This is a genomic window from Sphingobium estronivorans (genome assembly GCF_008692605.1).
GTDB classification, from domain to species: Bacteria; Pseudomonadota; Alphaproteobacteria; order Sphingomonadales; family Sphingomonadaceae; genus Sphingobium; species Sphingobium estronivorans.
This window is the reverse complement of sequence record NZ_LFCT01000004.1, coordinates 218,751-224,833: the sequence shown is the minus strand read 5'-3', so window position 1 is coordinate 224,833 and position 6,083 is coordinate 218,751. Positions and strand designations below refer to the sequence as shown.

Sequence of the window (6,083 nt, the reverse complement as noted above, 5' to 3'; positions counted from 1 at the left end):
CGCCCCGGATCATCGCGAAGCTGTCGGCGCTGGAGAAATAGGCCGAATTGGGCAGTTCGCTGATCGTCTGCTTGCCTGCATTGATGAGGTCGGCATCTTCCTCGCCCGCATAGGGAAAGGGGCCGATGCCCAGCATGCCATTCTCCGACTGGAGCGTCACTTCCACGCCCGCAGGGATATGGTTCGCCACCAGCGTCGGAATGCCGATGCCCAAGTTCACATAGAAACCGTCCTGCAGTTCCTTCGCCGCGCGCGCGGCCATCTCGTCACGGGTCCAGCCTTTGGTTTCCTGGGCCATTATGCGGTCTCCCTCTGGCGAACGGTGCGGAATTCGATCTTCTTGTCATAGGGCGCGCCTATGATCATGCGCTTCACATAAATGCCGGGCAGGTGGATCGCATCGGGATCGAGGCTGCCCGTCGGCACGATTTCCTCGACTTCGGCGACGCAGATCCTGGCCGCCGTCGCCATCGGCTGGTTGAAGTTGCGCGCGGTCTTGCGGAAGATCAGATTGCCGCTCTCATCGGCCTTCCAGCCCTTGACGATCGCCACGTCCGCGAAAATCCCGCGCTCCAGGATATAGTCCTGCCCGTCGAAAGTCTTGACCTCCTTGCCCTCGGCCACGGCGGTGCCGACGCCCGTCTTGGTGTAGAAGCCCGGAATCCCCGCGCCGCCGGCCCGGCACCGCTCGGCCAGCGTGCCCTGCGGGCAGAATTCGACCTCCAGCTCTCCCGCCAGATATTGCCGCTCGAATTCCTTGTTCTCGCCGACATAGGAGGAGATCATCTTCTTCACCTGCCGGGTGCGCAGCAGCTTGCCCAGCCCCTCGCCGTCGATCCCGGCATTGTTGGAGGCGATGGTCAGATCCTTCACGCCCGCATCCCGGATCGCGTCGATCAGCCGCTCGGGAATGCCGCAAAGGCCGAAACCGCCCGCGCACAGATGCATGCCGTCGAAGAGAAGGCCCTCCAACGCGGATGCAGCATCGGGGTAGAGCTTGTTCGCCATCGCTTGTCCTCCTCTTCCAAAACTGCCCCAAGGAATAGGGACAAGCCTGAAGGCGGTCAATTTGCTGCGATGGCGAAAATCTCAGATCAATCCTGCCAGCGGGCTCGACGGATCGGCATACATGCGCTTGCCCATCCGCCCGGCGCGATAGGCCATGCGGCCCGCTTCGACCCCCGCCTTCATCGCGGCGGCCATCAGCACCGGGTCCTTCGCCTCGGCAATGGCGGTGTTCATGAGGACGCCGGTGCAGCCCAGTTCCATCGCCTGCGCCGCTTCCGACGCGGTGCCGACGCCTGCATCGACCAGCACGGGCAGCTTGGTGCCCTCCACGATCAGCCGGATGGTCACGCGATTCTGGATGCCCAGCCCCGACCCGATCGGCGCGCCCAGCGGCATGATCGCCACCGCGCCCACATCCTCCAGCCGCTTGGCCGCAATCGGATCGTCGACGCAATAGACCATCGGCTTGAAGCCTTCCTTGGCCAGAATCTCGGTCGCCCGCAGCGTCTCCACCATGTCGGGATAGAGCGTCCGCGCCTCGCCCAGCACCTCCAGCTTCACCAGATCCCAGCCGCCCGCCTCACGCGCCAGCCGCAGCGTGCGGATCGCCTCCTCGCCAGTATAGCAGCCCGCCGTATTGGGCAGGTAGGTGATCTTCTTCGGATCGATGAAATCGGTCAACATCGGCGCCTTGGGGTCCGACACATTGACGCGCCGCACCGCCACGGTGACGATTTCCGCCCCCGAAGCCGCGACCGCCGCCGCATTCTGCTCGAAATCCCTGTACTTGCCGGTGCCGACGATCAGCCGCGAGCGGAAGGTCTTGCCCGCCACGGTCCAGCTGTCCGCATCGACCGCCGACACGTCGCCGCCTCCAACAAAATGCACGATCTCCAGCTCATCGCCATCCTCGACGCACACATGGGCCAGGGTCGAGCGCGGCACCACCTCCAGATTGCGCTCCACCGCCACCTTTTCGGGTGCGAAGCCCAGTTCGCTGGCCAGCTCGGCCAGCGTCAGACCGTCGCGCACGCGGCGATGCTCACCATTGATATGGATGGAGATGGTTCCGTCGACGCTCACTATGCAAACCTTCCTTGATGCGGCTAAGAGGCTTTCATGTCCGCGCGCCGCATATAGGGTCAGCGACACGCGCCCCGCAACCATTCAAGGGAACAGTCATGACCGACACGCGCAAGATTTATGTGTTGAACGGTCCAAACCTCAACATGCTGGGCACGCGCGAGCCGGAAATCTACGGTTACGACACGCTGGACGACATTGCCGAACGCATGGAGGACGCCGCCACCCGCGCCCATGTCGAGATCGATTTCCGCCAGTCCAACCATGAAGGCCATCTGGTCGACTGGTTGCAGGAAGCGCATTTTGAGGGCGCCCATGCCGTGATCCTCAATCCCGGCGGCCTCACCCACACCTCCGTCGCACTGCACGACGCAATCAAGGGCATCGCCGTCCCGGTGATCGAAATCCACCTGTCGAACCCGCACAAACGAGAGGATTTCCGTCATAAAAGCTATGTCGGCATGGCGGCGAAGGGAACCATCGCGGGCTTCGGCGCAATGTCCTATATGCTGGCGCTGGAAGCGGCGCTCGAACTGTAACTCGACGCACATAAGTTGCGCTTTGCCGTAAATACGCATAGGCGCGGGCGTCAGAACCGAAATTTCACCGTCCAGGGACAGACAATGAACGACAAGGAAAAGGGCGCAATGCAGGTGGACGTACAACTGGTGCGCGATCTCGCGGCACTGCTCGATGACACCAACCTGACGGAAATCGAGGTCGAGGACGGCGACCGGAAGATCCGCGTCGCACGCAAGGTCGGTGGCGGCGCCCCCGTCGCCTATGCGCCCGCTCCTCTCGCGGCGGCTCCGGTTGCCGCCGCTGCCGCGCCTGCCGCCGCCCCGGCCGAAGCCGCCGCGCCCGCCGCGATTTCCGCCAACGCGATCCGCTCGCCCATCGTCGGCACCGCCTATCTGTCGGCCGAGCCCGGCGCCGCGCCTTTCGCCGCCGTCGGTTCGACCGTAAAGGCGGGCGACACCGTGCTGATCGTCGAAGCCATGAAGGTCATGAACGCGATCACCGCGCCCAACGCAGGGACGGTCAAGGCCGTGCTGGTCGATAATGGCCAGCCGGTCGAATATGACCAGCCGCTGATCGTCATCGAATAAGGGCCGCTGCACCCATGGCCATCGAAAAGCTGCTGATCGCGAACCGGGGCGAGATCGCGCTCCGCATCCACCGCGCCTGCCATGAAATGGGCATCAAGACGGTGGCGGTCCACTCGACCGCCGACGCCGACGCCATGCATGTGCGCCTTGCCGACGAAGCGATCTGCATTGGCCCTCCGGCCGCAAAAGACAGCTATCTCAACATCGCCGCGATCATCTCCGCCGCCGAAATCTCCGGCGCGGACGCGATCCATCCCGGCTATGGCTTCCTGTCGGAAAACGCCCAGTTCGCGGAGATCGTGGAGGCGCATAACCTCGCCTTCGTCGGGCCGAAGCCCGAACATATCCGCATCATGGGCGACAAGGTCGAGGCCAAGCGCACCGCTGGCGCGCTCGGCCTGCCTCTCGTCCCCGGCTCCGACGGCGCGCTCTCCAGCGTCGAGGAAGCCAAGGAAGTCGCCGCGAAGATCGGCTATCCGGTGCTGATCAAGGCTGCCTCGGGCGGCGGGGGTCGCGGCATGAAGGTCGTGCCGTCCGAAGATCTGCTCGAAACCTCGATGAAGCAGGCCGGTAGCGAAGCCAAGGCCGCTTTCGGCGACGACACCGTCTACATGGAAAAATATCTGGGCAACCCCCGGCATATCGAATTCCAGGTGTTCGGCGACGGCAATGGCAAGGCCATTCATCTGGGCGAGCGCGACTGCTCGCTCCAGCGCCGCCACCAGAAGGTGCTGGAGGAAGCGCCCTCCCCCGTCCTCTCCGCCGCCGAGCGCGACCGGATGGGCGAAGTGGTGCGCAAGGCGATGGCCGACATGGGCTATCGCGGCGCGGGCACGATCGAATTTCTGTGGGAAGACGGCGAATTCTACTTCATCGAGATGAACACCCGCCTTCAGGTGGAGCATCCGGTGACGGAGATGATCACCGGCGTCGACCTGGTCCGCGAACAGATCCGCGTGGCGGAGGGCAAGCCGCTGTCGGTCGCGCAGGAAGACATCGAATTCCACGGCCACGCCATCGAATGCCGCATCAACGCCGAAGATCCCCGGACCTTCGCGCCGTCGCCGGGCACCGTCACCAGCTATCATGTTCCGGGCGGCATGCACGTTCGCGTCGATAGCGGTCTCTATCAGGGCTACCGCGTGCCGCCCTATTATGACAGCATGATCGGCAAGCTGATCGTCTATGGCCGCACCCGCGAAGGCTGCATCATGCGGCTGAAGCGCGCGCTGGAGGAATATGTGATCGAGGGCATGAAGACCACGATTCCGCTCCACCAAAAGCTGCTGACCGACCCGGATTTCCTGAACGGCGACTATACGATCAAGTGGCTGGAGGATTGGTTGGCGAAGGACGAGGCGAAGTGACCAAGGCGACCATCTGGCACAACCCCCGCTGCTCCAAGTCGCGGCAGGCTCTGGCGATCCTCGAAGCCACGCCGGGGGTTGAGGTCGAGGTGGTCGACTATCTCAAGACCCCGCCCAGCCGCGCCGAGATCGAAACGGTGCTGGCCAAGGCGGGTCTCCGCCCGTCTGAAGCCGTCCGCAAGGGCGAGAGCGTGGTCAAGGACATCGGCCTCGACGTGAAGGACGACAAGGCGGTCCTGGACGCGATGGCCGCGCACCCGATCCTGATCGAGCGCGCCATCGTCATCACGGACAAGGGCGCAGTCATCGCCCGTCCGCCGGAACGGTTGAGCGAAGTTCTCGACGCCTGAGGTCGGCAGCCGCTATCGCACCCGCCACCGATAATCTTCCTCCCGCACTTCGGTAACGGCATAGCCGTCGGGGTCCTTCGCGGGACGGAAGCGATAGCGGTCGATGATGATCCGGCAGGTCATGGCGTCCACCTCCGGATAGCCGCTGTTTTCGATGATCTCGCAACGATCGACATGGCCCGATGGGCCAATGGCATAGCGGACTCCGATTTTGACGGAACCGACGCCACGCAACCAGTCGGGGAAATCGGAATTGCGGAAACGCCCTCCCGTTTGCCGAGCCCGGGAGAATTTGCCCCCATCACCCTCGCCTTGCCCAGCGCCTGATCCCGTACCGCTCCCGCTTCCGTTCGATCCATTGCCATCGCCATCTCCCGAAACGGCAGGTCCACCTGCGGGAAGCGGCGCGGCGGCAACGGGCGCGGGCACCGCAATTATCGGCGCAGGCGCAGCGATGGCGGGAGAAGGCGGGGAAATGGCGCTTTTCTCCACATCGCGCGGTCTGGAATGGGGCAACCCGCCGCCCTCGCTCCGGCTCTGCTCCGTTTTTTCGGGTTTGGGAGGGGCGGGCCTGTCCTTCTCCGGAGGCTTCAAATCGAACAGTGCTAGCGGGTTATCCGCCACCGCCTGCAACAAAGGGGAGGCCCGCAAGCCGATCATCAGCCCATAACCGATCAGAGCATTGACCAGCAGCGCAGCAACCGCGGGAGCGATTCTGTTCGACCCCCGCCATCGCTGCGCCCAGAGAGGTATCATGTCTCAAGGATATCCGTGCCTTGGCACGGCGGCGTCGCATTAACGGTAAACGCGATTGCCGTTGCGATCGATATAATATTCGCGGCCGCGACTGTCGCGCCGCCAATTGCGATCATGGTCGGATGTGGCGACACCGACTGCCGCACCGCCTGCCGCGCCAATGGCCGCGCCTTCAGCCACGCCAAGTCCCGGTACGATCGCCCCGGCGACCGCGCCGCCAACCGCACCAATGCCGGCGCCGCGCAGGCCGTGACGGGTTTCGTCCCGTGTACAGCCGCCGACACTGACGGCCGCAGCCAACCCTGCAATCAGTAAAACTGTGTTACGCATGGTTCATCTCCACATCTGCAGACTATGGAAACGACGCAGACGCCAGTTGGTTCGATTATTTCATCCGCAGCGACCCAAAC

9 protein-coding genes are annotated in these 6,083 nt (G+C 63.9%); 4 read left to right on the top strand and 5 right to left on the bottom strand.

Going from position 1 to position 6,083, the window contains the following annotated elements:
* The 3 genes from F7P65_RS05145 to thiS form a co-directional block, all read right to left on the bottom strand.
* On the bottom strand, positions 1-298 hold a 298-nt coding region (locus tag F7P65_RS05145; protein ID WP_275897551.1), incomplete at its 3' end, for a CoA-transferase.
* Positions 298-1,008: a CoA transferase subunit A gene (locus F7P65_RS05140; RefSeq protein ID WP_150290675.1), complete on the bottom strand. Its 711-nt coding sequence runs from the start codon at positions 1,006-1,008 to the stop codon at positions 298-300. The genes F7P65_RS05140 and F7P65_RS05145, both read right to left, overlap by 1 nt.
* Before the next feature lie 81 nt (positions 1,009-1,089).
* The gene (gene thiS, locus F7P65_RS05135) at positions 1,090-2,091 is read right to left on the bottom strand and encodes a sulfur carrier protein ThiS (protein WP_150290674.1); all 1,002 of its coding nucleotides are present in this window, start codon (positions 2,089-2,091) and stop codon (positions 1,090-1,092) included.
* Positions 2,092-2,189: 98 nt separating this feature from the next.
* Between thiS and aroQ the strand changes: the two genes are divergently transcribed.
* The 4 genes from aroQ (at position 2,190) to arsC (ending at position 4,917) form a co-directional block, all read left to right on the top strand.
* Complete coding sequence (gene aroQ, locus F7P65_RS05130; RefSeq protein WP_150290673.1) at positions 2,190-2,630, top strand: type II 3-dehydroquinate dehydratase; 441 nt, start codon at positions 2,190-2,192, stop codon at positions 2,628-2,630.
* A gap of 84 nt (positions 2,631-2,714) precedes the next feature.
* Positions 2,715-3,200: an acetyl-CoA carboxylase biotin carboxyl carrier protein gene (accB, locus tag F7P65_RS05125; RefSeq protein WP_150290672.1), complete on the top strand. Its 486-nt coding sequence runs from the start codon at positions 2,715-2,717 to the stop codon at positions 3,198-3,200.
* A 14-nt stretch (positions 3,201-3,214) separates the two neighbouring features.
* Entirely contained in the window at positions 3,215-4,567 is a 1,353-nt protein-coding gene (gene accC / locus F7P65_RS05120) for an acetyl-CoA carboxylase biotin carboxylase subunit (RefSeq protein WP_150290671.1), read from the top strand.
* Positions 4,564-4,917 (top strand): arsenate reductase (glutaredoxin), encoded by a 354-nt coding sequence (gene arsC, locus F7P65_RS05115; RefSeq protein WP_150290670.1) that lies wholly within the window; start codon positions 4,564-4,566, stop codon positions 4,915-4,917. Before accC ends, arsC begins: the two co-directional genes overlap by 4 nt.
* A 12-nt stretch (positions 4,918-4,929) precedes the next feature.
* On the opposite strand, the gene F7P65_RS05110 is transcribed toward arsC, so the two are convergent.
* Together F7P65_RS05110 and F7P65_RS05105 are read right to left on the bottom strand one after the other, a co-directional pair.
* On the bottom strand, positions 4,930-5,673 hold the full coding sequence (locus F7P65_RS05110; protein ID WP_150290669.1) for an energy transducer TonB: 744 nt from the start codon (positions 5,671-5,673) through the stop codon (positions 4,930-4,932).
* A 39-nt stretch (positions 5,674-5,712) separates the two neighbouring features.
* Positions 5,713-6,003 (bottom strand): hypothetical protein, encoded by a 291-nt coding sequence (locus F7P65_RS05105; RefSeq protein WP_150290668.1) that lies wholly within the window; start codon positions 6,001-6,003, stop codon positions 5,713-5,715.
* Positions 6,004-6,083 lie beyond the last annotated feature (80 nt).

Coding starts and splice junctions, on each gene's coding strand:
- F7P65_RS05140 (WP_150290675.1), bottom strand. CDS start 1,008: ATGGCGAACAAGCTCTACCCCGATGCTGCATCCGCGTTGGAGGGCCTT.
- aroQ (WP_150290673.1), top strand. CDS start 2,190: ATGACCGACACGCGCAAGATTTATGTGTTGAACGGTCCAAACCTCAAC.
- accB (WP_150290672.1), top strand. CDS start 2,715: ATGAACGACAAGGAAAAGGGCGCAATGCAGGTGGACGTACAACTGGTG.
- accC (WP_150290671.1), top strand. CDS start 3,215: ATGGCCATCGAAAAGCTGCTGATCGCGAACCGGGGCGAGATCGCGCTC.
- F7P65_RS05110 (WP_150290669.1), bottom strand. CDS start 5,673: ATGATACCTCTCTGGGCGCAGCGATGGCGGGGGTCGAACAGAATCGCT.
- F7P65_RS05105 (WP_150290668.1), bottom strand. CDS start 6,003: ATGCGTAACACAGTTTTACTGATTGCAGGGTTGGCTGCGGCCGTCAGT.